This window comes from Chitinibacter tainanensis DSM 15459, assembly GCF_000429785.1.
Taxonomy (GTDB): Bacteria; Pseudomonadota; Gammaproteobacteria; order Burkholderiales; family Chitinibacteraceae; genus Chitinibacter; species Chitinibacter tainanensis.
In genome coordinates this window covers 16,270-42,024 of sequence record NZ_KE386952.1, presented here as the reverse complement: position 1 = coordinate 42,024, position 25,755 = coordinate 16,270, and the positions used below count along the sequence as shown (strand labels likewise).

The 25,755-nt window shown below is 58.1% G+C and carries 15 protein-coding genes; 6 read left to right on the top strand and 9 right to left on the bottom strand.

Annotated features, from left to right (window positions below):
• Positions 1 to 160: 160 nt before the first annotated feature.
• Positions 161 to 3,070, top strand: a complete 2,910-nt coding sequence (locus G482_RS0112515) for an AAA family ATPase (RefSeq protein WP_028450312.1) — start codon at positions 161 to 163, stop codon at positions 3,068 to 3,070.
• Between the two features lie 59 nt (positions 3,071 to 3,129).
• Here the strand turns inward: G482_RS0112515 and prfA are convergent, their stop codons facing one another.
• The 8 genes from prfA to dusB form a co-directional block, all read right to left on the bottom strand.
• A complete protein-coding gene (gene prfA / locus G482_RS0112510) occupies positions 3,130 to 4,209 on the bottom strand; it encodes a peptide chain release factor 1 (protein WP_028450311.1) in 1,080 nt (359 codons plus the stop codon).
• Between the two features lie 95 nt (positions 4,210 to 4,304).
• A complete protein-coding gene (hemA, locus tag G482_RS0112505) occupies positions 4,305 to 5,558 on the bottom strand; it encodes a glutamyl-tRNA reductase (RefSeq protein WP_028450310.1) in 1,254 nt (417 codons plus the stop codon).
• A 98-nt stretch (positions 5,559 to 5,656) separates the two neighbouring features.
• Positions 5,657 to 6,967: an NAD(P)/FAD-dependent oxidoreductase gene (locus G482_RS0112500; RefSeq protein ID WP_028450309.1), complete on the bottom strand. Its 1,311-nt coding sequence runs from the start codon at positions 6,965 to 6,967 to the stop codon at positions 5,657 to 5,659.
• A 195-nt stretch (positions 6,968 to 7,162) separates the two neighbouring features.
• Positions 7,163 to 8,437 carry a phosphoribosylamine--glycine ligase gene (gene purD / locus G482_RS0112495; protein ID WP_028450308.1) on the bottom strand — a complete coding sequence of 425 codons (1,275 nt, stop codon included), beginning with the start codon at positions 8,435 to 8,437 and terminating at the stop codon, positions 7,163 to 7,165.
• Positions 8,438 to 8,491: 54 nt separating this feature from the next.
• On the bottom strand, positions 8,492 to 9,046 hold the full coding sequence (pagP, locus tag G482_RS0112490; RefSeq protein WP_028450307.1) for a lipid IV(A) palmitoyltransferase PagP: 555 nt from the start codon (positions 9,044 to 9,046) through the stop codon (positions 8,492 to 8,494).
• 194 nt (positions 9,047 to 9,240) lie between these two features.
• Positions 9,241 to 10,803 carry a bifunctional phosphoribosylaminoimidazolecarboxamide formyltransferase/IMP cyclohydrolase gene (gene purH, locus G482_RS0112485; RefSeq protein WP_028450306.1) on the bottom strand — a complete coding sequence of 521 codons (1,563 nt, stop codon included), beginning with the start codon at positions 10,801 to 10,803 and terminating at the stop codon, positions 9,241 to 9,243.
• Between the two features lie 64 nt (positions 10,804 to 10,867).
• Positions 10,868 to 11,107 carry a helix-turn-helix domain-containing protein gene (locus G482_RS0112480; RefSeq protein ID WP_028450305.1) on the bottom strand — a complete coding sequence of 80 codons (240 nt, stop codon included), beginning with the start codon at positions 11,105 to 11,107 and terminating at the stop codon, positions 10,868 to 10,870.
• A gap of 17 nt (positions 11,108 to 11,124) precedes the next feature.
• Entirely contained in the window at positions 11,125 to 12,192 is a 1,068-nt protein-coding gene (gene dusB, locus G482_RS18570) for a tRNA dihydrouridine synthase DusB (protein WP_084414668.1), read from the bottom strand.
• Between the two features lie 226 nt (positions 12,193 to 12,418).
• Between dusB and hemF the strand changes: the two genes are divergently transcribed.
• The 4 genes from hemF (at position 12,419) to G482_RS0112455 (ending at position 20,367) form a co-directional block, all read left to right on the top strand.
• Entirely contained in the window at positions 12,419 to 13,369 is a 951-nt protein-coding gene (gene hemF / locus G482_RS0112470) for an oxygen-dependent coproporphyrinogen oxidase (protein WP_051259001.1), read from the top strand.
• 180 nt (positions 13,370 to 13,549) lie between these two features.
• A complete protein-coding gene (gene gltB, locus G482_RS0112465; protein WP_028450303.1) occupies positions 13,550 to 18,202 on the top strand; it encodes a glutamate synthase large subunit in 4,653 nt (1,550 codons plus the stop codon).
• Positions 18,202 to 19,665, top strand: a complete 1,464-nt coding sequence (locus G482_RS0112460) for a glutamate synthase subunit beta (RefSeq protein WP_028450302.1) — start codon at positions 18,202 to 18,204, stop codon at positions 19,663 to 19,665. The genes gltB (G482_RS0112465) and G482_RS0112460 overlap by 1 nt, the downstream gene beginning before the upstream one ends.
• Positions 19,666 to 19,815: 150 nt before the next feature.
• A complete protein-coding gene (locus G482_RS0112455) occupies positions 19,816 to 20,367 on the top strand; it encodes a hypothetical protein (RefSeq protein WP_028450301.1) in 552 nt (183 codons plus the stop codon).
• On the opposite strand, the gene G482_RS18565 is transcribed toward G482_RS0112455, so the two are convergent.
• Positions 20,348 to 20,953: a DUF1003 domain-containing protein gene (locus G482_RS18565; RefSeq protein ID WP_051259000.1), complete on the bottom strand. Its 606-nt coding sequence runs from the start codon at positions 20,951 to 20,953 to the stop codon at positions 20,348 to 20,350. The two genes, G482_RS0112455 and G482_RS18565, sit on opposite strands and share 20 nt — an antisense overlap.
• 306 nt (positions 20,954 to 21,259) lie before the next feature.
• Between G482_RS18565 and gltB (G482_RS0112445) the strand changes: the two genes are divergently transcribed.
• Positions 21,260 to 25,708 (top strand): glutamate synthase large subunit, encoded by a 4,449-nt coding sequence (gltB, locus tag G482_RS0112445; protein ID WP_028450300.1) that lies wholly within the window; start codon positions 21,260 to 21,262, stop codon positions 25,706 to 25,708.
• Positions 25,709 to 25,755: the final 47 nt, after the last annotated feature.

The following is a 25,755-nucleotide window of genomic DNA, read 5'->3' as shown; positions in this document are numbered from 1 at the left end:
CAAAACCGCCAATTATATCAAAGCGCTGAGCCTGTGCGCGCAATTGCACCGGCGGCACGCGTCGGGAACTGGCGTATTTTGTGTGATGGCGTGCCGCAGTCATGGTAATTACGCTATAAATCGGCCACAATCACGGCATCTTTTCTGAGTTTTTCAAGCCTTGTCAGCCTCTGCTTCTGCCACCGGTTCTCGCACTCTGCCTGCGGATATCGCCCCCGAAACGCCAGCTCTGGATCGGCGGGCGGTGGCCAGTGCTTTGCGCTTTGCGCTGGCCGAAACCGCCGCCGGTGGACACAAGCTGGTGATCTTGGCTGGCGAGAGCGGTTCGGGCAAAACCACCTTGGCCCATGAGCTGTTGCCACCTGTGCGTGAGCGCGGCGGTATGCTGATCGAAAGCCGGATCGAATCGCTGAGCTGGGGTAGCCCGCTCGATAGTCTGTTGCTTGGGCTGAGTCAGCTCAGCCAAGCACTCTGTCAGCAGCTGAGCGATTCAGGCCTAAGTGGCCGCGAAGCACTACTGGAGCTGGGTACGCGGCTGGGCCTGATTCAAACCAGCAGTAACGAGCTGGATTTAACCCAAGCCTTGCAGTTGCAACTTTTGGCCGGGGAATTACTCAGCCACGCCAGCCGTGAGCTGCGGCCACTGGTGTGGATTATTGATGGCGTGGATCAGCTGGATCAGGATGCGCTGGCGGTGCTGGATTACCTGATCGAAAATCGCTCCACCCCCTATCTGATGATCTTGCTCTGCGTGCGCGACGCCCAGCTGCCGATGCTGGTGCGCTGGCAGATGCATGAGCTAAGTCAGCTGTATCAGCTGGCGCCATTCAGCATTCGCGACACCATGACCTGGCTGGTAGAAGAGCAGAATATCAATCCGCGCCTGGCCGCCGAGATTGCGCCGTTTTTGCAGCAAACCTGTCAGGGTAATCTGCAGTTGTGCCGCTTTTTGCTCGATAGCCTGGCCGCGCACAACTTGCTCAGCCCGGTGCCGGATGCGCAGTGGGCGCAACGCTTGCAGCAAATCTCGCTGCAATTGCGGGTGCCAGAAGCAGAAAACCATTTTCGTGAACAGCTGCTGCAACTCACCGAAACCGGGCTAGAGATGCTGCAAACGGCCAGTCTGATCGGGCTGGAGTTTGATGCCCGGATTTTGCACGACTACCTACCCGAAAGTGCGGTGTTGGAGCATCTGGCGCTGGCCAGTGGTTATGGCCTGATCGAACATCTGGGCGGTACGGTGTGGCGCTTTATTCATCCGCATCTGCAGCGGCTGGCCCAGCAAAGCTGCCCCCATCAGCATGAGGCCGAGCTGCATGCGCGGCTGGCCTATCGCATGATGAAATTGCCGCAGTATGCCTTGCAAGCGCTGCGGCACGCCCAGCAGGCCGGCCCGGCGCTCACTCAGGCCGATCGGGTGAAATATGCGCAGCGCGGCGCGCAGGTAGCCAGCGAGATTTTGCAGCAAGGTAGCCCGCTGCATGCGGCGCAGATTTTGGAACAGATGATGGCGCTGCTCGGGCCACGGCTGTGGCTGGATGAAGTGAGCCTGAGCGAGCAAATGATCGACTTGTGGTGCGCCTGCCTGCAAGAGCCCAATCAATATCGCGAAGTGCTGGTGGTGCAAAAAAACTTGCCGGCCGAGGCCAGCGCGCAAGTGCGCTACACCTTGTCGGCCTGCCGCCAGCGGCTGGCGTTGCTCACGCAAGATTACGCCGGGCTGTTTGGCGCGGCCGAAGATGCGCTCGGTAGTCTGGGCCAAGATTTATCCACCCAAACCCCGTATTGGTCGCTGGCCCGCGAGCTGGCGCTGGCCGGCTGGGAGCGGCTACGCTATCGCCCCGCGCAGCAAGCCTGTGGGCAAAATACCCCGATGGATTCGGTGCTGCGCGCGCAGCGGGTGCTGGCGGCGCTGTATGGCCCGGGCCTGCTGGCGCGGCCAACCGCGCTGGCGGCGGTGACGGTGCGCCAGCTGCGGCTGCAACATCGCTATGGCCGCTCGCCCCACGATGTGGTGGCCAAAATTGGTGCGGCGTTGGCGCTGACGGCACTGCGCCGCTATGCCGCGGCCTTTAAGCTTGCCGATGTGGCGGAAGCTGAAGCGGTGGCGCTGGATGAAAACCAAGTACTGTGGCCACGTCATCAAGTGCCGATTTTGAGTTTGGGCTTGATTCAGCCGTGGCGGGCGGGCTTGCAGCAGCTGCTGCCGAATTTGTGGCGCTGGCAGCAAAACGCTTTGCTGGAAGGCGATTTTGAATATGCCGGCTATGCCAGTATGTTTTACATTGGCCATTCGCTGCTGAATGGCAGCCCGCTGCAGCATCTGGAGCGCGAAGCGGCCAAGGTCGAAGATGATTTGCGCCATACGCGGCAATTGCAGTTGTTGCCGATGTCCAATGCTTTCCGCCAGGCGCTGTATGGCCTAGTGCACAGTAGCGATAACCCGCCCTGGCTGGGGATTGGCGCGTTTCTCACGCAGGAAGGCTTTGCGGCGCTGATGCAGCGCGATGATGCCTTGAATCTATGCCACTTCCATTTGCTGTCGGCCCTGACGGCGACCTACTGCGGCGCCAGTGATGCCGCGCTCAGCCAGTTGGCTGTGGGCTGGCAGCGTCATACCGCGGTGCGTGGCTCGATTCTGGCTGCGCTGATGCAGTATTTGCAGGGCCTGAATGGCTGCCGCCTAGGGCATTATGATGGCCCTTGGGCGCGCCGGCGCTTAAACCGCATTCGCCAGCGGCTGCAGCAGTGGGCAGCGCTGAATCCGGCCTTGTTTGCCTGCAAGGCGGCATTGCTGGAAGCGCAATATGCCGGGCGTTTTGCCGAATTCGAGCAGGCGCAAGCGGCGTTTTTGGCTGCCATCGAGCTGGCGCGCCAGCAGCAGCAACACCACGATTACGCGCTGGCGACCTTGCTGTATGGTGAATATCTGTTTGGCCAGCAGCATTTTCACCATGCCCGCCAGCTAATTAATCTGGCGGTGACCCAATACGAGCATTGGGGCGCGCATGGTGTGGCGCATTATCTGGAACGCCGCTACGGTAATTTCCTGTTGCCACCGCGGCGCTAGGGTATCGCGCTGTAGCCTTTATTGGGTGTGGCTTGCAGGGCAATACCCACTAGGGGCGCTTAGCTTTCACCCAGCTGGGCCAGCAACTCGGTCTGATGCTCATTGATCAGTGCCTGGGTGAGTTCGCTCAAATCACCATCCATCAGCGAATCGAGTTTATACAGAGTCAGGTTGATGCGGTGATCGGTCATCCGCCCTTGCGGGTAGTTGTAGGTGCGGATGCGTTCGGAGCGATCGCCCGAGCCGACCAGCGATTTACGCTCGGCCGCTTCCTTGGCCTGAATCTCACGCAGCTGGGCGTCTTTAATCCGCGCCGACAATACCGCCAGGGCGCGGGCTTTGTTTTTATGCTGCGAGCGATCGTCCTGGCATTCCACCACAATGCCGGTTGGGATGTGTGTCACCCGTACGGCCGAATCGGTTTTGTTAATGTGCTGGCCGCCGGCGCCACTGGCGCGGAAGGTGTCGATGCGTAGGTCAGCCGGGTTGATATTAATTTCTTCCAGCTCATCCGCCTCGGGCATCACAGCAACGGTACACGCCGAGGTGTGGATACGGCCTTGGGTTTCAGTGGCCGGTACGCGTTGCACACGATGGCCGCCCGATTCAAATTTCAGCCGCGAATAGGCGCCAAAGCCGGCAATGCGCGCAATGATCTCTTTGTAGCCGCCGAGGTCAGATTCGCTGGCCGACATGATTTCCACCTGCCAGCGATTGCGCTCGGCGTAGCGGCTATACATCCGAAATAGGTCGGCGGCAAACAGCGCCGATTCATCGCCACCGGTACCGGCGCGAATTTCCAGAAAGATATTGCGCTCATCGTTGGGGTCTTTGGGTAGCAGGGCTTTTTGCAGCTCCAGATCGAGCTCTTCAATCCGGGCCTTGCCGGCTTTGATTTCTTCTTCGGCCAGCTCTTTCATATCCGGGTCGCTGAGCATGTCTTGCGCGGCGGCAATGTCGGCATTCACGCGATTAAACTCATGCCAGAGCTCCACCACCGGGGTGAGCTCGCTGTGCTCGCGGTTGAGCTTGCGATATTGTTCCATATCGCGGGTGGCTTCTTCGGATGACAACAGCGCGTTGACTTCTTCGAGGCGGTCGGCCAATTGGGCCAGTTTGGCTTGGATAGACGGTTTCATGGTGTCTTCAATTCAAAAGCAAATCGGGTCTACCGCGATGGTAGACGACAAGAGGGGCAGCGGAGGGCGCCGCTAGAATAGGCAGGGACCGCGCATCAGGCTTGATCCTGTAGGCGGTACAGGCGGCGCACCAGCGCCACCAAGGCTTCCTGCTCATCGGGCTGGGCGCTATTGAGGGCGGCTAGCGGCGCATGCAGAAATTTATTACTGATTTGCTGCGCCAGTTGCTCCAGCACCCGCTGGGCATCATCCCCAGCCGCGAGGCGTTTTTGCGCTTTTTGCAGCTCGGCGCGGCTGATGCGCTCGGCATGGTCGCGCAGATCGCGAATGGTGGGCACCATCGCGCGGCTGGCCAGCCATGCGTCAAATTCTTTGACCTTTTCGCCCACGATGGCTTCGGCACTGCTCACCTCGGCTTGGCGAGAAGCCATACCTTGTTGCACCACTTGGGCCAGATCATCCACAGTGTAAAGGTAGGCGTCTTGCAGCTCGCCCACTTCGCTTTCCACATCGCGCGGTACGGCCAGATCGACGATAAACATCGGCCGGTGGCGGCGCTTTTTCAGGGCGCGCTCGATCATGCCTTTGCCCACGATTGGCAGCGGCGCTGCGGTGGAGGTCACTACGATATCGAATTCGTGAATCCGCTCGGGTAGCTCGTTGAGGATAAATGCCTCGCCACCATGCTCGGCCGCCAGTGCCGCGCCCCGTTCCAGAGTGCGGTTGGCAACTGCGATCTTACAGGGGGACTGGGCGGCAAAATGCGTGGCGCACAGCTCGATCATTTCGCCCGCGCCAATCATCAGCACCTTGCATTCGGCCACGGTAGGGAAAATCCGCTCGGCCAGCTTCACCGCAGCCGCAGCCATCGAGACCGAGGCGGCGCCAATTTTGGTTTGGGTGCGCACATCTTTGGCAACGGCAAAGGCGCGCTGGAATACCCCGTTGAGCAAGGTGCCCATGGTGCCGGCTTCCCGCGCTTGGCGCTCGGCATCTTTGAGCTGGCCCAAAATCTGGGTTTCCCCCACCACCATGGAATCCAAGCCACAGGCCACGCGATAGGCATGGCGGGCAGCTTCGGCATTTTTGTATAGATACAGGTGGGGGGTAATGTTCTGCAGGTCTTGATGGCGATTGTTTGCCAGCCAATACGTTACAGCATCAATGTCACGGGCGTGACAATACAGCTCGGTACGATTACAGGTGGAGACAATCGCCGCTTCAAAAACGCCTTTAAGCCCCACCAGCTCGGTGAGTGCCGGCAGCATGTCTTCCGGATTAAAGGCCAGCCGCTCGCGCACTGCGACGGGCGCAGTCTGGTGATTCAGACCAAGAACGATGAGCTGCATGCCAATGCCGGACAAGGAAGCGGTAAACCGGCTATTTTAACCGGAAAAGCACAGTTTGGGCGGCGGCGGGCGGCGTTTTTCTCCGCCCGCTCCGAGACTTAGTGCAGCTTGAGGCTTGGGCGCGCTACTCGGCGCAGTTTATCGCCGATCCACAATAAGCCCGCCAGCACCCAGCCATGCACTGCCGCCTGATGCAGCCGATAGAGCGAGGCGTAAATCAGCTTGGCGCCGCGACCTTCTACATAGTAATTGCGCTTGGGCCCCACAATCGCCGCCAGGCTACCCACGGCAGCGTGTTTACCTAGCGACACCATCATGCCTTGCGGCTTGAACACGAAGGGAGTAATCGGCTGTTGGCGCAGCTTGCGAATCAGCGCATCGGCCAGCCAGCTGGCTTGCTGGTGGGCGACCTGGGCGGTGGCCGGCAGCTGCGGGCCGCCTTCGCCATCGGGGGCGCTGGCGCAATCGCCGATGGCAAAAATCGCCGGGTCGGTCAGGGTTTGCAGCGTGGTGGTGACTTCGATCTGGTTATTGCGATTGGTATGCAGCCCCAGCGTGGTAAGCCAATCGGCGGCTTTAACCCCAGCGGCCCAAACACGAATCATGGCCGGGATTTGCTGGCCATCGGCGAGGGCAAAACCCTCTGGGGTAACCGCCGCAACACGGCTATTGCAGGCCACCATAATGCCACGCTGTACCAGCGCTTCATTGGCATAGGCGGATAATGATTCGGGGGCGCCCGATAAAATCCGGTTGGCGCCTTCGATAATAGTGATTTCCAGCTGGGCTGGGTTTAAATTGGCGCCATAGTTATGCATTTCGCGAATGGTATGGTCGATCTCGGCTGCCAGCTCCACACCGGTGGCGCCGCCGCCGACAATTCCGATCGTGAGTTTGCTCGCGCCATTGCCTGTGGCACCTACCGCAAACGACAAATCCAAAATGCGCCGGCGTAGTTGCTCCGCATCGCCGGGGGTATTCAGAAACATGCAGTGCTCGCGCGCACCGGGGGTGCCAAAATCATTGGCAATCGCGCCCAGCGCCAGCACCAGGGTGTCGTAGCCGATTTCGCGTGCGCCGGTTAGCTGCTCGCCATTGGCGCCTTGCACCGGAGCGAGGGCAATGGTTTTGCGCTCGCGATCCACGCCTTGCAGCCAGCCGAATTCAAACTGATAGCCATTGCGATAGCCATGGCCGAAATAATTGACTTCATCTTCGCCGGTGTTGAGCGCGCCGGTGGCCACTTCGTGCAGCAGTGGTTTCCAGATATGGGTGGGTGAGCCATCCACCAGAATAATCTGCGCTTGCCGGCGCCCGCCCAATTGCCGCCCCAAGCGGGTAGCTAATTCCAAACCGCCGGCGCCGCCGCCGACAATAACGATACGGTGTAATGCAGTCGATGTGCTCATGGCGCCCCGCCCTCGGAGGAATCATTACAAGATAGCGGCTGCCCGGATCACTTGCAGCCTCATTTGCTCAATGGCTCTGGTATTCTCGCACACTTGCCGTTAGTTACGTAGTTTTGTTACAAAATATGCTGCTGGCGTGTGTGTGGGCGTAAAAAAAGCAGCCCGAAGGCTGCTTTGTGTAGCGCGGTGCGGCGCTTATTTGCGGTTGATCGCGCGCCAGGCGATGTCATTGCGGTATTGCATACCATCAAAGTGGATGCTTTCCAAAATTTCATAGGCGCGCTTTTGTGCCATTTTGTAGCTGTCGCCAAAGGCGGTTACGCAGAGCACGCGGCCGCCGCTGGTGACGGGCTGGCCTTCGGCATTCAAGGCGGTGCCCGCGTGGAAAACATGGCCATCGGCCAGCTCGCCCGGTAGGCCGGTAATCACGTCGCCTTTGCGTGGGGTTTCTGGGTAATTGGCCGCGGCCATGACCACGCCCAGCGCTACGCGGCGATCCCACTCGCATTCCACCTGATCCAGCGTGCCATTCACGCCATGTTCGATCAGCGTGACGAAATCGGATTTCAGGCGCAGCATGATCGGCTGGGTTTCTGGGTCGCCAAAGCGGCAGTTAAATTCCAGTGTTTTCAGGCTGCCGTCTTCAGCTACCATCAGGCCGGCATACAAAAAGCCGGTGTAGGTGATGCCATCTTTGGCCATACCTTGCACGGTGGGCAAAATCACCTCGCGCAGCGCGCGTGCGTGGATTTCTGGGGTGACCACAGGGGCCGGGCTGTACGCGCCCATACCGCCGGTGTTCGGGCCTTCGTCGCCATCCAGTAAACGTTTGTGATCTTGGCTCGAAGCCATCGCCAGCACGTTTTTGCCATCGACCATCACGATAAAGCTGGCTTCTTCGCCGGTGAGGAATTCTTCAATCACCACGCGCGCGCCGGCGTCGCCCAGTTTGTTGTCTGACAGCATCGCATCGACCGCATCATGCGCTTCGGTCAAGGTCATTGCCACGACTACGCCTTTGCCTGCAGCCAGGCCATCGGCCTTGATCACAATCGGCGCGCCTTTGGCGTCGATGTAGGCATGCGCTTTGGCAGCGTCGGCAAAGGTTTCGTAATCAGCGGTAGGAATGCCGTGGCGTTTCATAAACGCTTTGGCAAAGTCTTTCGATGATTCAAGCTGGGCGCCGGCTTGGGTTGGGCCAAAGATTTTCAGGCCGGCGGCGCGAAAGGCATCCACCACGCCTTGCGACAGTGGCGCTTCTGGGCCGACGACGGTCAGCGCGATGTTTTCGGTTTTGGCAAATTCCACCAGTGCGGCAATGTCAGTGAGATTGACGTTGGTAAGATTTTTATCCAGCGCGGTGCCGGCATTGCCGGGCGCCACAAACACTTTGCCGGCGCGTTCAGATTGCGCCAGCTTCCAGGCCAGCGCGTGTTCGCGGCCGCCAGAACCAATCACCAGAATGTTCATATGGACTCCATCAGGGTGCCCGCGCCGGACGAGGCCAGCGCGTGGACAAGTAGTTTAGTAATCGAAACGGGCAAACAGGAACAAGACATTCCCGTTGTTTTTGCCACCGGGGATATAGGTGGCATAGAAATTGGTTTTGTCGTATTTCACGCCCAGCATGGGCAGCACAAAGGGCACCGGCAGGTAGTTGAAATCGGAATTACGGAAGAACACCCCGCCTGTCCAGCCTGCGCCGGCGCGCAGTGGGCCAGCCACATTCCAGTACCACATATGGCCGTAGCCGACGTGAAACTGCGGTTGTTCGTGTGAATCGGCAAAGCCAATGGCGTAGATCATTTCTTCGTTGCCATTGCCGATCGGGCGGTGATAACCCAAACCGCCGCCGTAGGCGAATTCGTTGTAGCTATCGATGTTTTCTTTGTCGTAGGTGGCGCGGTTATGCCAGGCATAGCCGGTGAGGTACAACCCGCCAGTGCCTTCATTCCAAGTGCCGCTAATGTGGCTACAGGCGGCATCAAAACCCCACCACCAGTTTTCACATTCTACCGCTTTGGCCGGCAGAGCAAGGGTGGCGGCCAGTAGGCAGATGGCCCAGATTTTTTTCAGCATGGCTGACTCCTGAATGGGTATATCGATACAGGCCTTATTTATTAATGGCTGCATGGATATACGCACTGGTGGTATGTAGAAAATACAAATAGGATGCTGGCAGTGTACTGCAGCATCCCCAAGTAGCGCGTGACGTTTCGTAACCCATCCCGCACCGCGGCACTCACCGTAGTGTAGTGCCGCTCTATGTGCGCTTAGTGACGGAAGTGACGAATGCCGGTCATTACCATCGCAATGCCGTGCTCATCGGCGGCGGCGATGACTTCTTCATCACGCAGTGAGCCGCCCGGCTGGATGATGGCCGAGACGCCGTTTTCGGCAATCACATCCACGCCATCGCGGAACGGGAAGAAGGCATCCGACGCGGCGACTGAGCCACGCAGCTCAAGGCCCGCATTGCGCGCTTTAATTGCGGCGATTTTGGTTGAATCCACACGGCTCATCTGCCCGGCGCCAATCCCGAGGGTCTGGCCTTTACCGCAGAACACAATCGCGTTGGATTTCACAAATTTCGCCACATTCCAGGCAAACAGCAGATCTTTCAGCTGCTCATCGCTTGGTTGCAGTTTGGTCACTACTTTCAGGTCGGCCAAGGTCAGCGCGTGCACGTCTGGCGTTTGCACCAGCAGACCGCCACCTACGCGTTTCAGATCAAAGCGGTTTTCACCGGTTTCGATGGCGACTTCCAGTACGCGTACATTCGGTTTTTTCGCGACCAGAGCCAGCGCTTCAGGAGTGTAGCCCGGAGCGATCAGCACTTCGAGGAATTGCGCCGATACTGCTTCCAGTGTGTCGACATCCACCACTTTATTGAAGGCGATAATGCCGCCAAACGCGCTGGTGGTGTCGGTGGCAAACGCCAGGCGATACGCGGTGTACAAATCTTTGGCCACGGCCACACCACATGGGTTGGCGTGTTTCACGATTACGCAGGCAGGCTCGGCAAACTGCTTCACGCATTCCCATGCGGCATCCGAGTCGGCGATGTTGTTGTAGCTCAGCTCTTTGCCTTGGTATTGCTTGTAGTTGGCGAGGCTACCCGCTGCTGGCTGCAGATCGCGGTAGAACGCCGCAGATTGGTGTGGGTTTTCGCCGTAACGCATGTCCTGCACTTTTTCGAACTGCAGGTTCAGGCGGTTTGGATAGGCGGCTTTTTCGCCATCTTCGGTCAGCGCGGTCAGGTAGTTGGAGATCGCGCCATCGTAAGCGGCGGTGTGGCTAAAGGCTTTCTTGGCCAGGTTTTTGCGGGTGGCCAGGCTCAGGGCGCCAGCGTTGGCCTGCATTTCGGCGATCAGGGCGCTGTAATCGGCGGCATCGGTCACGATGGCCACGTGAGCGTGGTTTTTCGCGGCAGAGCGCACCATGGCCGGGCCGCCGATGTCGATGTTTTCGATCGCATCTTCGTAGCTGCAGTTAGGCTTGGCGATGGTGGCTTCAAATGGATACAGATTCACGCACACCAGATCGATATTGCCGATGCCGTGCTCTTGCATGGTGCTCACGTGGGCATCCAGATCGCGGCGACCCAGAATGCCACCGTGGATTTTCGGATGCAGCGTTTTGACGCGGCCATCCAGCATTTCGGGAAAGCCGGTGTAATCGGCGACTTCGATCACGGGCAGACCTGCGTCTGCAAACAGCTTGGCCGTGCCGCCGGTAGACAGGATTTCGACGCCTTGGGCCACCAGGGCTTGCGCGAATTCGAGTACGCCGGTTTTGTCAGATACGCTAATCAGCGCACGAGTGATTTTGCTCATCGTTCTTCCTCAAAGATCACACTACTCAATCAAAAAAAGGCCAAGCTGCGGTGCGCCGTGAGGCTTACAGCAGATTGTAGGTTTGTAATTTCTTGCGCAGGGTATTGCGGTTAATGCCTAGCATTTCGGCGGCCTGGGTCTGGTTACCCCCCACGCGCGCCAGAATATCGATCAGCAGCGGCTTTTCCATGCGGCCCAGTACCATGTCGTACAGGGCGCTGGGCGGCTCACCGTCCAGATCGTTAAAGTATTGATCCAGCGATTGTTGAATCGCGATGGCAATCACATCGGTTGCTTGGTTCATGGTTAATCCGATTTTTCTTATTGTGGGTGGCGCGCATCCGCTGCGGATAGCAGGGCGGCGGCCGCAGAGTCAGCCGGGGTCGCCGGCTGGTATTGCAAGCGCTCGCCATAGGCGAGCAGCTGATCAAAAAATTGGCGCGTCATCTGCGCTTGGCCAGCGGTAGATTCCTCGGCGTACATGGCTTGCCGGAATTCATTACTCCCCGCCAGGCCCTTGGTGTACCAGGCAATGTGCTTGCGGGCGATGCGGCAGCCCGAATACTCGCCATAAAAGGCGTACAGATCATCCAAGTGCTGCAGTAAAACGTCGCGAATCTCGATGACTTCCGGTGGCGGCAATTCTTCGCCGGTGGCCAGAAAGTGCGCGATTTCGCGGAAGATCCACGGCCGGCCTTGTGCGGCGCGGCCAATCATAATCGCGTCGGCGCCCGTGTCCTGGAGTACCTGTGCGGCCTTGCGAGGGCTATCGATGTCGCCATTGGCAATCACCGGGATGTTCAAACTGCGTTTCACTTCGCGAATCAGCGCGTAGCGGGCGTTGCCGTTGTACATGTCTTCACGCGTGCGGCCATGAATCGCCAGCGCGGCAATTCCGGCCGCCTGCGCACGCTCGGCGACCCGCAGGATATTCTCGGCGCCATTGGCAAAGCCGAGGCGGGTTTTTAGCGTAACCGGGATATTGTCCGGCGCCACCGCGGCGACGACGGCATCCAGTATCTGCCCCACCAGTGCTTCGTCTTGCAGCAGGGCTGAGCCAGCCAGCTTGTTGCAAACCTTTTTCACCGGGCAGCCCATATTGATATCGATAATCTGCGCGCCATTGGCCACCTGATAGCGGGCCGCTTCGGCCAGCTGGGCTGGATCAGAGCCGGCAATCTGCGCCGAAATGGGCGCCAGCTCGCCGACGAAATTGGCGCGATTGATGGATTTTTTGTGCGCCCGCAGCGATTGATCAGCCGTGATCATTTCCGACACGGCATGGCCGGCGCCAAAGCGCTTGCACAGCTGGCGGAAAGGGCGATCAGTCACCCCGGCCATCGGCGCAACGATCAGATTGTTTTTGAGCTGATACGGGCCAATGTGCATGGCGCAAGGGCTGGGGGAATCAAGGAAGGCGCGGATTGTACCCGCTGATTAAAAAATAGGCAAACAATAAAAAGAGCAAGCAAATTGACCTGTCTGGGTATAGCCCAGCGAGCAAATACCCCTCTATGTTGTGTGGCTATACAGGGTGGGGGTGAGCGGGGTGGAGTCGCAGGCGGGCACAGCGTATCATGGCGCGCATTCACGTTTTTGCCCGGAGCGGCCACCCATGACCCACGCCAGCCAGCCTGATTCTGCCGCACTGTCCAGCCAGCAACTGGCGGCAGTTAAAGATTATCTGCTTACCCTGCAGCAAAACATCGTGGCCACGCTGGAGTCGATTGATGGCCTGTGTTTTCGCACCGATAGCTGGGAGCGCGCCGAGGGTGGCGGCGGGATTAGCCGGCTGATCGAAGAAGGGCAGGTGTTTGAGCGCGGCGGGGTGAATTTCTCGCATGTGATGGGGGCGCAGCTGCCACCGTCGGCCAGCGCGCATCGCCCCGAGCTCGCGGGGCGCGCTTGGGAGGCGATGGGCGTCTCGCTGGTGCTGCACCCGCGCAACCCTTATATCCCCACTGTGCATATGAATGTACGCTTTTTCATCGCCAAGCCGGCGGCCGGTGGCGCAGATGCGCCGGTATTCTGGTTTGGCGGCGGGATGGATCTCACCCCGTATTACGGCCATGTGGATGATGCGCGGCATTTCCACCAGACCTGCGCCGCTGCGCTGGCGCCGTTTGGGGCGGAGCTGTATCCGGAATTTAAGTCTTGGTGCGATCGTTATTTCTACCTGAAACACCGGCAAGAAGCGCGCGGCGTGGGCGGGATCTTCTTTGATGATTTTGCCCGGCTGGGTTTTGCCGAGAGTTTTGCCCTGCTGCGCGCAGTGGGCGATGCCTTTTTGCCTGCCTATGCGCCGATTGTGGCGCGCCGCAAAGACTGCGAATACGGCCAGCGCGAGCGCGATTGGCAAGGCTATCGCCGGGGGCGCTATGTGGAATTTAACCTCGTATGGGATCGCGGCACTTTGTTTGGCCTGCAATCGGGTGGGCGGACCGAATCGATTTTGATGTCGATGCCGCCGGTGGCCAACTGGCGCTACGACTACCAGCCCGCCGCAGGTAGCCCAGAGGCCGCGCTGTATACCGATTTTCTGCCAGCGCGCGACTGGCTGGCTTAAACGCTGGCCCAGCTGGGGCGAATCGTGCGGCGTCGGTCTGACATGGATTAAATTTTCGTGAATTTCCCTAATTGACGCCGGCGCTTTCTGGCAAACTGCTGGACGACTGACGATAGTGTGGCAGGTAGCACGCACGCCGCCGTGGGGTGGCAGTCAGACCAGCAGAGAGGACACCAGCGGATGTTAGAACAACGACCAGAAGCGCAGGGGATGTACGACCCGGCGAATGAACACGACGCCTGTGGCGTGGGCTTTGTGGCCCATATCAAAGGGCAGAAAAGCCATAGCATCATCGAGCAAGGCTTGCTCATCCTGAAGAATATCGATCACCGCGGCGCCGTGGGTGCCGACCCGCTGGCGGGTGATGGTGCAGGTATCTTGATCCAGATCCCGGATACGCTGTATCGCAAGGCTATGCTGGGGCAGGGTATCGTGTTGCCGCCGCAGGGCGACTATGGTGTGGCGATGTGTTTTCTGCCGCAAGAGCCTGCCGCCCGGATGGCCTGTGAGCAGGAAATCGAGCGCGCAGTGCGCGCCGAGAAACAAATTGTACTGGGCTGGCGCGATGTGCCGGTCAATCGCGAGATGCCGATGTCGCCGCTGGTGAAGGCGAGCGAACCCGTCATTCGCCAGCTGTTTATCGGTCGCGGCAACGATGTGCTGGTGACCGATGCGCTGGAGCGCAAGCTGTATATCATCCGCAAACGCGCGTCGCACGCGATTCGCGCACTGAAACTCAAACACGGCGGCGAGTATTACATTCCGTCCTGCTCGGCGCGCACAATTAACTACAAAGGCCTGCTGCTGGCGGATCAGGTGGGCGAGTATTACCTCGATCTGCAAGACCCGGCCTGTATTTCTGCGCTGGCCTTGGTGCATCAACGCTTCTCGACCAATACTTTCCCGACTTGGGATCTGGCACACCCATTTCGCTATATCGCCCACAACGGCGAGATCAACACGCTGCGCGGCAATGTGAACTGGATTCGTGCGCGTGAGCGTGCCATTAGCTCGCCCGTGCTGGGTAAAGACCTCGATAAAGTCTGGCCGCTGATTTATCCGGGCCAATCGGATTCCGCCTCGTTTGATAATGCGCTCGAACTTTTGGTGATGGGCGGTTATTCCCTCGCGCAAGCGATGATGATGATGATCCCCGAAGCGTGGGAAAAGAACGGCGAAATGGACGAAAAACGCCGTGCCTTCTACGAATACCACGCGGCAATGATGGAGCCATGGGATGGCCCCGCCGCCGTGGCGTTTACCGATGGCCGCCAGATCGGCGCCACGCTGGATCGTAATGGTCTGCGCCCGGCACGCTATTTGGTGACGAATGACGATCTGGTGGTGATGGCGTCAGAATCGGGCGTATTGCCGATTGCGGATGAGCGCATCAATAAAAAATGGCGCCTGCAGCCGGGCAAGATGTTCCTGATCGATCTGGAGCAAGGCCGTATAATTGATGACAAAGAGCTCAAAGACAGCCTGGCCAATGCCAAGCCTTACCGCGAGTGGATTGATAAAATCCGCGTGAAGCTCGATGAAATCGAATCCGATGCCGCGCAGGCCGTGGCCCCCAAAGCCAGCCTGCTCGATGCCCAGCAAGCGTTTGGCTTTACCCAGGAAGACATTAAGTTTCTGCTGGAACCCATGGCCAAAAATGGCGAAGAAGCCACCGGCTCGATGGGCAATGACGCTGCGCTGCCGGTGCTCTCGAGCAAAAATAAGCCGCTGTATCACTACTTCAAGCAATTATTCGCGCAGGTGACCAACCCGCCGATCGACCCGATCCGCGAAGATATGGTGATGTCGCTGGTGTCCTTCATTGGCCCGAAACCCAATCTGCTGGGTACCACCGATATCAACCCGCCGATCCGCCTGGAAGTGGCGCAGCCAATTCTGTCGAGCGCCGAGATGGAGAAAATCCGCCATATCGGCCAATACACCAGCGGCAAGTTTTATTCGCATGAGCTGGATATTTGCTATCCGGTTGCGTGGGGGCAGGCTGGCGTTGAAGCCCGTTTGGCGTCCTTGGTGGCCGAAGCGGAAGACGCGGTGAAATCAGGTGCCAATATCCTGATCGTGTCTGATCGCAATATGGATCAAGAGCATGTGGCGATCCCGGCTTTGCTGGCCACTTCGGCGGTGCACCAGCATTTGGTCAAGCGCGGCCTGCGCACGAGCACCGGCTTGGTGGTTGAGACTGGCTCGGCGCGCGAAACACATCACTTTGCCTTGCTGGGTGGCTATGGCGCTGAAGCCGTGCACCCTTATCTGACCTTGGCCACTTTGGCGGATCTAGCCGGTAATGACGCAGAAACCGCGGCGAAATACCAGAAGAACTTCATCAAAGCGGTCGGCAAAGGCCTGCTGAAAGTGATGTCAAAAATGGGTATTTCGACCTATATGTCGTACACCGGAGCGCAGATTTTTGAAGCCATTGGCTTGCAAAAAGCCTTTGTGAAGAAATACTTCACCGGCACACCAAGCAATGTTGAAGGCATTGGCCTGTTTGAAGTGGCTGAAGAAGCCGTGCGCCTGCATACCGCCGCCTTTGGCGCCGACCCGGTGCTGGCGAATATGCTCGACGCCGGCGGCGAATATGCCTTCCGGATTCGCGGCGAAGACCATTTGTGGACGCCTGATTCCATCGCCAAGTTGCAGCACGCAACACGCAGCAATTCGTACTCAACGTACAAAGAATACGCCGCGCTGATTAACGATCAAAGCAAACGCCACTTAACGCTGCGCGGCCTGTTCGAGATTAAATCGGCAGGTGCGCCTGTGCCACTCGAAGAAGTGGAATCAGCCGCCGAAATCGTCAAACGTTTTGCGACTGGCGCGATGTCGCTCGGTTCGATTTCGACCGAAGCACATTCAACGCTGGCGATTGCGATGAACCGCATTGGCGGTAAATCCAATACCGGTGAAGGCGGTGAAGACGCAACGCGTTTCAAATCGCTGAAGGCTGGCCAAACGCTGTCCGAAGTGATCGGTAAAAACCGCATTGAACGCGACTATACGTTTAAAGAAGGCGATAGCCTGCGCTCGGCGATCAAGCAGGTGGCGTCGGGCCGTTTTGGTGTCACGACTGAATATTTGGTCAATGCCGATCAAATCCAGATCAAAATGGCACAAGGCGCCAAGCCGGGCGAGGGTGGTCAGCTGCCTGGCCATAAGGTTTCGGAATATATCGGTAAATTGCGGCACTCGGTGCCGGGCGTGGGCCTGATTTCGCCGCCACCGCATCACGATATTTACTCTATCGAAGATTTGGCGCAGCTGATTCACGATCTGAAAAACGTCAATCCAGTGGCCTCAATTTCAGTCAAGCTCGTTGCCGAAGTCGGCGTGGGTACCGTAGCGGCCGGTGTTTCGAAAGCCAAAGCCGATCACTTGGTAATCGCGGGTCATGACGGCGGTACGGGCGCTTCGCCACAATCGTCGATCAAACATGCGGGCGGGCCGTGGGAATTGGGTTTGGCAGAAACCCAGCAAACGCTGGTGCTGAATAAATTGCGCGGTCGGATTCGTGTGCAGGTTGATGGCCAGATGAAAACCGGCCGTGACGTAGTGATTGGTGCGCTGCTCGGCGCCGACGAATTCGGTTTTGCGACTGCGCCGCTGGTGGTTGAGGGCTGCATTATGATGCGCAAGTGTCACCTCAATACCTGCCCGGTCGGTGTGGCTACCCAAGACCCCGTCTTGCGTCAGCGTTTCTCAGGTCAGCCTGAGCATGTGGTGAATTACTTCTTCTTTGTCGCCGAAGAAGCGCGCCAGATCATGGCGCAGATGGGTATTCGCAAGTTTGACGACCTGATCGGCAGATCTGATTTGCTCGACAAACAAGCCGGGATCGAACACTGGAAGGCCAAAGGGCTGGATTTCAGCAAGATCTTCTATCAGCCAAGCATGCCGGTTGAAGTGGCGCGTTTACACGCTGAAACGCAAGATCACGGCTTGGTTAAAGCGCTTGACCAAGAGTTGATTAAACAAGCGGCGCCGGCGCTTGAGCGTGGCGAAATCACGCAAATCAGCCTGCCGGTGAAAAACATCAACCGCACTGTGGGTGCCATGCTGTCGGGTGAAGTGGCGCGCCGTTATGGTCACGCCGGTTTGCCGGAGGATACACTGCGCGTTGCCCTGCAAGGCACGGCGGGTCAGAGCTTCGGCGCATTCCTCGCTCGGGGTATCACGATCACGCTGACTGGCGAAGGCAACGATTATGTGGGTAAAGGCCTGTCGGGTGGTCGTATTGTGATCCGTCCTGCCGCCAGCTTTGTGGGAAAAACCTGGGAAAACATCATCGTCGGCAACACCGTGTTGTTTGGCGCGATTGCCGGTGAGGCGTTCTTTGCCGGTGTCGGCGGCGAGCGCTTTGCGGTGCGCAATTCCGGTGCAACCGCGGTGGTCGAAGGCGTGGGCGACCACGGTTGTGAATACATGACCGGCGGTACGGTGGTGGTGCTGGGCAACACGGGTCGCAACTTTGCGGCCGGGATGTCGGGCGGGATTGCCTATGTTTACGATCCAGAAGGCGTATTTGCGAGCCGCTGCAATATGACGCAAGTGGCGCTGGAGCCGGTGCTGGCAGCTGAAGCGCAAGCCCAGCCATTCCACAATGGCCTGACCGACGAAGCCCAGCTAAAAGCCCTGATCGAGCAGCACGCCGCCCTGACCGGTAGCCTGCGCGCCGCCGAGATCTTGGCGAATTGGGCCGAAGCTCGCGCCGCCTTTGTCAAAGTCTTCCCGAACGAATATCGCCGCGCGCTGACTGAAATGCAGGAAATGGCCGCCGCCAAACTTGAAGAAGCCACCCGGAAGGAGATCGCATAATGGGTAAGCCGACTGGTTTTCTGGAAATCGAACGCATCAAGGAAACATACGAGCCGGTGGCGCAGCGCCTGACGCACTATCGCGAATTCGTACCAGCGCTCGATGATGCCGCTGCCAAGCTGCAAGGCGCGCGTTGTATGGATTGCGGTATTCCGTTCTGCAATAACGGTTGCCCGGTTAATAATGTGATCCCGGATTTTAACGATCTGGTGTATCGGCAAGATTGGCAAAATGCGCTCACCGTGCTGCATTCGACGAACAATTTCCCCGAATTCACCGGCCGGGTCTGCCCGGCGCCGTGTGAGGCCGCCTGTACTTTGGGCATTAATGCCGAGCCGGTGGGGATTAAATCGATCGAGCGCGCCATTATCGACAAAGGCTGGGAAAACGGCTGGATCGTGCCGCAACCGGCGGCGCAGGCCACTGGTAAAAAAGTGGCCATCGTCGGTTCCGGTCCGGCGGGCCTCGCCGCCGCGCAGCAGCTGGCGCGGGTGGGGCATGCGGTCACCGTGTTTGAAAAAAATGACCAAGCCGGTGGTTTGCTGCGCTACGGCATTCCGGATTTCAAGCTTGGGCAGGATGTGATTGATCGCCGGTTGGCGCAGCTGGCGGCTGAGGGTATTGTCTTCAAAACCAATACTGTCGTTGGCTCTGGAGATATACCTGCCGGGATTGTCAATGATGCTACTGCCGTGGTGACGCCTGCTGAGCTCAATGCTGAGTTTGATGCGGTGATTCTGGCCGGGGGCGCTGAAGTGCCACGTGATTTGCCGGTGGCCGGCCGCGAGCTCAAGGGTATTCACTACGCGCTCGAGCTGCTGATCGCGCAAAACAAGCAAGTGGCAGGTGGCGCGGCCAACCCGATCAATGCCGCAGGCAAGCATGTGGTGGTGATTGGTGGTGGCGATACCGGTAGCGATTGTGTCGGCACCAGTAATCGCCATGGCGCCGCCAGCGTGACTCAGTTAGAGCTGATGCCCATGCCGCCCGAAAGCGAAGACAAACCGCTGGTGTGGCCGTATTGGCCGGTGAAGCTGCGGACGTCGAGTAGTCACGAAGAAGGGGTGAGCCGTGATTTTGCGGTGCAAACCCAAGGCTTCGTGGGTGAGAATGGCCAGGTCAGAGCCGTGAAACTGGTCAAGCTGGATTGGGCCAGTGGTAAGCCCGAAGTGGTGGCCGGCAGCGAGTTTGATATCCCGGCCGATCTGGTCTTTCTGGCCATGGGCTTTACCAATCCGATTGCTAGTATTTTGGATGCGTTTGGCGTGGAGAAAGACGCACGTGGCAACGCCAAAGCCAGCACAGAAGGTCAAGGCTGTTACCGTACTAGCGTCGATAAAGTCTTTGCCGCCGGCGATATGCGCCGTGGCCAATCCTTGGTGGTGTGGGCCATCCGCGAGGGCCGGCAGGCGGCGCGTGAAGTGGATGCTTACCTGATGGGGGCGAGTAGTTTGCCACGCTAAGTGGGTATCTGTTGCGCGGTAGCTTCTTATCTAGCTTGCCGAGCAATATCCCTCAAATAAGCCAGCCTTGCGCTGGCTTATTTTTTGCTCGGGCACCCTTGGTGGTGCACCGTATAATGAACGATTACCTGTTTTGCACTGGAGTTCAGTATGAGCGATCAAGCCACCCCTGCCGCGCCCGCCGATTGGCTGGTGATTTTGCGGCCCGACCATGAGCGTAAAGTGGCGGCAAAAAGTAAGCTGTATCGCCTGCGGCATAATCAGCCTGAGCGCCTGCGCCAACTGGAAGCCATCGTCGGGGATGCTCAGTTTAAATACAACCGCTACAAACGGGTGATCGACTCACCAGAGCCCAAGTTGATTGAGCGGCTGCGCCAGGCTTGTGTGGCGGTGATCGGCCACGATCGAGATTTAGTACATTACCTGATCGCCATTGCGATTGAGCGCAGCGATGCGGCGCATCAGCGTGGTTTGGCGGGGCCAGCGACCACTGCTGCTGCACGTCCGGTGCCAGCGCGGCTAACAGGTTCGCCAAGAGCCAGACAGGCGAAGGTTGCGCAAATGAAGGCTGCACCCGCAGCTGCTGGCGAACAACCAGCCACCGCGGCGAAGAAAACGCTGACCGTCCGCCCACGTAGTAATAAGGAAGGAGCCGCCGCGCCGGCGCCGGCCGGCAAGCCCACTAAGCCGCGCTCGGCTTGAGCTCATCCTGCTTGGGTTGGGCCGCTGCGACGTCATCTGGCATGGCGCGTGCGCCCGTCGCGCTGGATTGACCTTGCGTTTTTAGTTCGTGCAGATCGGCCAGGATTTGCCAGCTAAGGTGATCTACCCGCTGATTTAGCGCTTGCAGCGCAGCTTCGGCCTTCAGGTTGACCTCAAAATCGCGCAGCATGGTGAGCCGATCGCGGGCAGCCTGGCGGTTTTGCGACATCATGATGATCGGCGCCTGGATCGCGGCCAGCATCGACAAAATCAGATTTAAAAACACATACGGGTAGGGGTCGAAAGCCTGCGCGCGCAGGATGTCGGTATTGAGCACCGCCCAGCCGAGCAAAAAAGAGGCAAAGAGCAGGATAAAAGTCCAAGAGCCGCCGAATTCGGCCACCCGGTCGGCCAGTCGCTCGCCAAAGGTCACCCCTTCGACCGGGATACGCTCATCCCCCCGATTGGCTTGCAGGCGGCGCGAAATGCGCAGCAGGGCATTGCGTTCGCGCTCGCCGATGTCTTTAAACCCCGAGTTCAGCAAATGTTCGGTCAGAAAGCGCAGCTGATGATCATCTTGACGCATGATGGTCTCCGGCGGGAAAAGGTGTGGGCGCTTAGTGTACGAAGTTTTTCCTCGCCGGCAGCATAAGCTTTGTTCATTTTGCCGGCGGCGGCCGTGGGCAATTGACGAGGGCTTGAATCGGATTTGAACTCAGGCTGACAAAGTGAAAAATACCCAGATGGCGTAGTTTCAGGGTTTTTCCCGATTGTCCAGTGCCAATTGGTTTGGGTTGCGTTTAGCACCCTTAAAAGCTAGAATCAAGCCCTTTCTCTTGACTAGGGTCAATCCCTAGTGCGTTTGTTTTTTTGGCTTAAGGGTTCCGTTGTGATGGATAGACAAAGCTGGTTGGAAGGCACGCTGTACCGCCCGCAGTTCGAGCAAGATAGCTGCGGCTTCGGTTTGATCGCGCAGATGGATGATAAACCGTCGCATTGGCTGGTATCGACTGCGATTAATTCTCTGGCCTGTTTGACCCACCGCGGCGCTGTGGCGGCCGATGGCAAGTCTGGCGATGGCTGCGGTCTGTTGTTCCGCAAACCCACTGGCTTTTTGCAAGCCGTGGCCGCCGACAATGGCTATACCCTGGCGGAGCAATTCACTGCCGGCCTCGTATTTGCTGGCTTGGATAAAGATACCTGTGCTCAGTCACTGGCAAATCTGCAAGCCGCAGTCGAAGGCCAAGGCCTGAGTGTAGCCGGCATTCGTGACGTACCTGTGAATCTGGATGCGCTGGGTGAAGCCGCAATGGCCTCGCTGCCTTCGATCAAACAGATTTTCGTGAACGCCCCAGCCGGTCTGTCCGAACTCGACTTTGCCCGCAAGCTGTACCAAGCCCGCCGTATTGCCGAAAAAGCCAACGCCAACGACAAAGATTTTTATATTCCAACCCTGAATCCGTACGTGCTGTCGTACAAGGGTTTGGTTACCCCCGATAATCTGCCAGTGTTCTACCTCGATCTGAAAGACGAGCGTTTTGCCTCGAGCCTGGCGGTATATCACCAGCGTTTCTCGACTAATACCTGGCCACAATGGAAACTGGCGCAGCCATTCCGTTTCCTCGCGCACAACGGCGAGATCAATACCCTGACCGGTAACCGCGCCTGGGCCAAAGCGCGTGAAGCCATCATGCACAGCGAACAGCTGGACATGGATGCGATCCGCCCTATCGTCCAAACCAACGGTTCAGACTCGATGAGTCTGGATAATATGCTGGAAAGCCTGGTGCTGGGCGGCGTAGATGTCTTCCGCGCCTTCCGCCTGCTGGTGCCACCGGCTTGGCAAAACGTGGATTCGAACGACCGTGATTTACGTGCGTTCTACGAATACAACTCGCTGCATATGGAGCCATGGGATGGCCCGGCCGGCATCGTTTGGGCCGCTGGCGACTACGCCGGTTGTGCGCTTGACCGTAATGGCCTGCGCCCAGCGCGTTATGTGATCACCAAAGATCGCCATATCACCATCGCCTCAGAAATCGGTGTATGGGGTTACAAACCGGAAGAAGTGGCCAAAAAAGGCCGCGTTAAACCGGGCCAGATCGTGGCGGTGAACCTGAAAACCGGCGAATTTATCGATACCGAAACCATCGATAACGGCCTGAAAGGTGCACAACCTTACCGCGCATGGCTGAAAGAACACGCCATCCATCTGGAAATGGCCGAAGACAATAAACCACTGGAAGAAATGGATAAGGCAACACTGTTGACCTACCAAAAACAATTCCAGCTAACGTTTGAAGAGCGCGACCAGATTCTGCGCGTACTGGCCTCGGATGGTCAGGAAGCCATTGGCTCGATGGGCGATGACACCCCGATGGCGGTGTTGAGCCAGAAAGTACGCTCACCATTTGATTACCTGCGCCAACAATTTGCACAGGTCACCAACCCACCGATCGATCCGATTCGCGAAGCGATCGTGATGTCGCTGAACACCTGTTTCGGCCCCGAGCGCAATCTGTTTGAAGATGGCCCAAGCCACGCCAAGCGTCTGGAAGTCACTTCACCGGTACTGTCGACCGACAAATTCGACGCTATCGTGTCGCAAGCCGATGCCGACTTCAAAGCTGCCCGCTTTGATCTGAGCTTTGATGGCGCGAGCACCACGCTGAAAGCCGCAGTTGAGCAATTGCAAGCCGATGTACTGGCGAGCGTGCGCAACGATGGCACCGTGATTGTGGTGCTGTCTGACAAGAACATCGCCAAAGGCCGTCTGCCGATTCCGGCGCTGTTTGCCGTGGGCGCCGTGCATCATGCGCTGATCAACGCTGGCCTGCGCTGCAAAACCAATATCATTGCCGAAACCGCAACCACTCGCGACCCGCACCACTTTGCGTGTCTGATCGGTTACGGTGCGACGGCGGTCGTGCCCTATCTGGCGTACCAGACCATCAAAGAATTGATCGAGCTGGGCCAAATCGAGCATTCGCTGGAAAAAGCCGCCAATAACTTCCGCAAAGGGATCAACAAGGGTCTGATGAAGATCCTGTCGAAGATGGGTATTTCGACCATCGCCTCTTATCGCGGCTCACAGCTGTTTGAAGGCGTGGGGATTGGTGAAGAAGTGATCGACCTGTGCCTGACCGGTACGGTTTCTCGCATCTCTGGCGCGGGCTTTGCCGATTTCCAAGAAGATCTGGCCAAACTGAACAAGCTGGCCTTCAACCCGATGCGTCCACTGGCGCAGGGCGGTCTGCTGAAGTATGTGTTCGGCGAGGAATACCACGCCTACAACCCAGACGTGGTAATGGCGCTGCAAAAGGCCGTGCAAAACGGCGACTACAAAGCCTACAAGCAATACGCTGAACTGGTGAACAAACGCCCAGTAGCCATGCTGCGTGACCTGATGGCGCTGAAACTGGATCCAGCCAAAGCCATTAGCCTTGACGAAGTTGAGCCGCTGGAAAGCATCGTGAAGCGCTTTGACTCAGCCGGTATGTCGCTGGGTGCGTTAAGCCCTGAAGCGCACGAAGCCTTGGCCGAAGGCATGCACCGTTTGGGCGCGCGCTCGAACTCGGGTGAAGGTGGTGAGGATGAAGCTCGCTACGGCACGCCGAAAATGTCGAAAATCAAGCAGGTAGCCTCAGGTCGTTTCGGTGTAACGCCGCACTACCTCGTGAATGCTGAAGTGCTGCAGATTAAAGTCGCCCAGGGTGCTAAGCCGGGTGAAGGTGGTCAGCTGCCGGGCGATAAAGTATCGCCACTGATCGCAAAACTGCGTCACAGCAAACCAGGCATCAGCCTGATTTCGCCACCACCGCACCACGATATCTACTCGATCGAAGATTTGGCGCAGCTGATTTTCGACTTGAAACAGGTTAACCCAGAAGCGCTGGTATCGGTGAAACTGGTGGCCGAGCCTGGCGTGGGTACGATTGCGGCCGGTGTAGCGAAAGCGTATGCCGATCTGATTACGATTTCCGGTTACGACGGTGGTACTGCGGCTTCTCCATTAGCTTCTGTGAAATACGCCGGTTCGCCATTCGAGCTGGGTCTGACCGAAGCACAGCAAGTATTGCGTGCCAATGGTCTGCGTGGCCGCGTTCGCGTGCAGGCTGATGGCGGTCTGAAAACCGGTCTGGACGTGGTGAAAGCGGCAATCATGGGTGCAGAGAGCTTCGGCTTTGGTACTGGCCCAATGGTGGCGCTGGGTTGTAAATTCCTGCGGATTTGTCACTTGAACAACTGCGCGACCGGCGTAGCCACGCAAGAAATCAAACTGCGTAGCAAGTACTTCATCGGCCTGCCAGAAATGGTGGTGAACTACTTTACCTTCATCGCGCAAGAAACCCGTGAGCTGATGGCATCACTGGGTATCCGCAAATTTGAAGATCTGGTGGGTCGCACCGAACTTCTGGAACTGATCGATGGCGCCACCGAAAAACAGAAAAAACTCGCCCTGAGCGCACTCTTGAGCCAAGGTAGCACGCCAGAAAGCGAGCCACGCTTCTGCGTTGAAGCCAGCAACCCGTCTTTCGATAAAGGCGAGTTGGCTGAAGAAATGGTGCGTGACGCCTTGGCGGGTATCAAAGCCGGCACCCGTCAGCGCTTTGAATACAACGTGCGCAATATCCACCGCTCGATTGGTGCCCGTTTGTCCGGCGAGATCGCTAAAGCCCACGGTGCAGCAGGTCTGGCCGATGGCGCGCTGCACATCAAGCTGAACGGCTCGGCGGGTCAGTCGCTGGGGGTGTGGAACTCGAAAGGCCTGACGCTGGAGCTGGAAGGCGATGCCAACGATTACGTGGGCAAAGGCATGAACGGCGGTAAAGTCGTGATCTACCCACCGAAAGGCAGCGATTTTGCATCGCACGAAGCCACCATCGTTGGTAATACATGTCTGTACGGCGCGACCGGTGGTGAGCTGTTTGCTGCTGGTATGGCTGGCGAGCGTTTCGCAGTACGCAACTCGGGTGCTACTGCCGTGGTCGAAGGCGTAGGTGATCACGGTTGCGAATACATGACCGGCGGTTGCGTGGTGGTACTGGGTGAAACCGGCTACAACTTCGGCGCGGGTATGACCGGTGGTTTTGCGCTGGTTTACGATCCAAACATGAAGTTTGCTTATCGCTACAACAACGAGCTGATCGATACCAATCTGATCAATGGCGAAGCGTACGGCGCGATCCGAGCCTTCCTGAAAGACAAGATCAAGGCGCACGCAGAGCTGACTGGTTCGGCGAAAGCGGCCGAGCTGCTGGCCAACTTCGATGAAGCCGTGGATTACTTCTGGCTGGTGAAACCGAAAGTCGCCAAGCTGGATGCGCTGTTGAAAGACTAATGTGTGCGGTGCAGCGCAAGGGTGCTGCACCAGACGAGTTCAAAGGT

What these genes read in the sequence shown, in the direction of transcription:
- gltB (WP_028450303.1), top strand. Translation starts at nt 13,550, where the DNA reads ATGTTAGAACAACGACCAGAAGCGCAGGGGATGTACGACCCGGCGAAT.
- dusB (WP_084414668.1), bottom strand. Translation starts at nt 12,192, where the DNA reads ATGCACATTGGCCCGTATCAGCTCAAAAACAATCTGATCGTTGCGCCG.
- G482_RS0112500 (WP_028450309.1), bottom strand. Translation starts at nt 6,967, where the DNA reads ATGAGCACATCGACTGCATTACACCGTATCGTTATTGTCGGCGGCGGC.
- purD (WP_028450308.1), bottom strand. Translation starts at nt 8,437, where the DNA reads ATGAACATTCTGGTGATTGGTTCTGGCGGCCGCGAACACGCGCTGGCC.
- prfA (WP_028450311.1), bottom strand. Translation starts at nt 4,209, where the DNA reads ATGAAACCGTCTATCCAAGCCAAACTGGCCCAATTGGCCGACCGCCTC.
- G482_RS0112460 (WP_028450302.1), top strand. Translation starts at nt 18,202, where the DNA reads ATGGGTAAGCCGACTGGTTTTCTGGAAATCGAACGCATCAAGGAAACA.
- G482_RS18565 (WP_051259000.1), bottom strand. Translation starts at nt 20,953, where the DNA reads ATGCGTCAAGATGATCATCAGCTGCGCTTTCTGACCGAACATTTGCTG.
- G482_RS0112480 (WP_028450305.1), bottom strand. Translation starts at nt 11,107, where the DNA reads ATGAACCAAGCAACCGATGTGATTGCCATCGCGATTCAACAATCGCTG.
- G482_RS0112455 (WP_028450301.1), top strand. Translation starts at nt 19,816, where the DNA reads ATGAGCGATCAAGCCACCCCTGCCGCGCCCGCCGATTGGCTGGTGATT.
- purH (WP_028450306.1), bottom strand. Translation starts at nt 10,803, where the DNA reads ATGAGCAAAATCACTCGTGCGCTGATTAGCGTATCTGACAAAACCGGC.
- hemA (WP_028450310.1), bottom strand. Translation starts at nt 5,558, where the DNA reads ATGCAGCTCATCGTTCTTGGTCTGAATCACCAGACTGCGCCCGTCGCA.
- pagP (WP_028450307.1), bottom strand. Translation starts at nt 9,046, where the DNA reads ATGCTGAAAAAAATCTGGGCCATCTGCCTACTGGCCGCCACCCTTGCT.
- gltB (WP_028450300.1), top strand. Translation starts at nt 21,260, where the DNA reads ATGGATAGACAAAGCTGGTTGGAAGGCACGCTGTACCGCCCGCAGTTC.
- hemF (WP_051259001.1), top strand. Translation starts at nt 12,419, where the DNA reads ATGACCCACGCCAGCCAGCCTGATTCTGCCGCACTGTCCAGCCAGCAA.